This window comes from Streptomyces sp. P5F9 (assembly GCF_057961495.1).
Genome location: NZ_JBXVPZ010000848.1, coordinates 1 through 1,844 on the forward strand (window position 1 = coordinate 1; position 1,844 = coordinate 1,844).

Annotated in this window: 1 protein-coding gene and 1 pseudogene; one reads left to right on the forward strand and one right to left on the reverse strand. The window is 69.4% G+C overall.

What is annotated here, in order from left to right:
- The first annotated feature begins 20 nt into the window (after positions 1 to 20).
- Positions 21 to 1,625, forward strand: coding sequence for a glutamine-hydrolyzing GMP synthase (gene guaA, locus AC31A1_RS50825; protein ID WP_489659821.1), 1,605 nt, complete (start codon positions 21 to 23; stop codon positions 1,623 to 1,625).
- A gap of 14 nt (positions 1,626 to 1,639) precedes the next feature.
- Here the strand turns inward: guaA and AC31A1_RS50830 are convergent.
- Positions 1,640 to 1,844: pseudogene (locus tag AC31A1_RS50830) on the reverse strand (pyridoxamine 5'-phosphate oxidase family protein); the annotation flags it as partial.

The following is a 1,844-nucleotide window of genomic DNA, read 5'->3' on the forward strand; positions in this document are numbered from 1 at the left end:
CCCGAGCCCCGTTAGAATCGATGACCAGAACCCCGCCCAACCGCCGGAAGGCTACCGTGTCAGCGACCCCCGCCCCCGACACCGTCCTGGTCGTCGACTTCGGCGCGCAGTACGCCCAGCTCATCGCCCGCCGCGTCCGCGAGGCCCGGGTCTACAGCGAGATCGTGCCGAGCACCATGCCGGTGGCGGAGATGCTCGCCAAGAACCCGGCGGCGATCATCCTCTCCGGCGGCCCCTCGTCGGTGTACGCGGAGGGCGCCCCCCGCCTGGACCGCGAACTCTTCGACGCCGGCGTCCCCGTCTTCGGCATGTGCTACGGCTTCCAGCTCATGGCCACGACCCTCGGCGGCACCGTCGACAACACCGGCGCCCGCGAGTACGGCCGTACGGAACTGCACGTCTCCAAGGCGTCCTCCACCCTCTTCGAAGGTACCCCGGACGAGCAGTCGGTGTGGATGTCCCACGGCGACGCCTGCTCCGCCGCCCCCGAGGGCTTCACGGTCACCGCGTCCACGGACGTCGTCCCGGTCGCCGCCTTCGAGAACGACGAGAAGAAGCTCTACGGCGTCCAGTACCACCCCGAGGTCATGCACTCCACGCACGGCCAGCAGGTCCTGGAGCACTTCCTGTACCGCGGCGCGGGCCTCACCCCGAACTGGACGACCGGCAACGTCATCGACGAGCAGGTCGCCGCGATCCGCGAGCAGGTCGGCGACAAGCGCGCCATCTGCGGTCTGTCCGGCGGTGTCGACTCCGCCGTAGCGGCCGCCCTCGTCCAGAAGGCCATCGGCTCCCAGCTGACCTGCGTCTACGTCGACCACGGTCTGATGCGCAAGGGCGAGACCGAGCAGGTCGAGAAGGACTTCGTGGCCGCGACCGGCGTCCAGCTGAAGGTCGTGGACGCGGAGGAGCGCTTCCTCACCGCGCTCGCCGGCGTCTCCGACCCGGAGCAGAAGCGGAAGATCATCGGCCGCGAGTTCATCCGCGTCTTCGAGCAGGCGCAGGCCGAGATCATCGCGGATGCGGGTCCCGAGGTCGCGTTCCTGGTGCAGGGCACGCTCTACCCGGACGTCGTCGAGTCCGGCGGCGGCACCGGCACGGCCAACATCAAGTCCCACCACAACGTGGGCGGCCTCCCCGAAGACCTCGAATTCCAGCTCATCGAACCGCTCCGCAAGCTGTTCAAGGACGAGGTCCGGATGGTCGGCCAGGAGCTGGGTCTCCCGGACGAGATCGTCCAGCGCCAGCCCTTCCCGGGCCCCGGCCTCGGCATCCGGATCGTCGGCGAGGTCACCAAGGACCGCCTCGACCTCCTCCGCGAGGCCGACGCGATCGCCCGCGAGGAACTGACCGCGGCCGGCCTCGACCGCGACATCTGGCAGTGCCCGGTGGTCCTCCTCGCGGACGTCCGCAGCGTCGGCGTCCAGGGCGACGGCCGCACCTACGGCCACCCGATCGTCCTGCGCCCGGTGTCGAGTGAGGACGCCATGACGGCCGACTGGTCGCGCCTGCCGTACGACGTCCTCGCGAAGATCTCCACCCGCATCACGAACGAGGTCGCCGACGTCAACCGGGTGGTCCTCGACATCACGTCGAAGCCGCCGGGCACGATCGAGTGGGAGTAAGCCTGTCTTGAGGCTCAGGTCCGCTTGAGAGTGCGCACCGGCTCTCCGGGATGCCAGACCTGAGTGACGAGATACGTCTCGTCCTCGACGTAGGTCCGCACGACCTCCGTCACCTCGGTGCGGAAGAGGTGGAACGGCTCCGGCGGTTCCTGGACGGGGAGTTGTGGCTCGGGATGATGCCCGACTCGCTCAAGGCGCTGGATCTGCGGCGCGATCCGC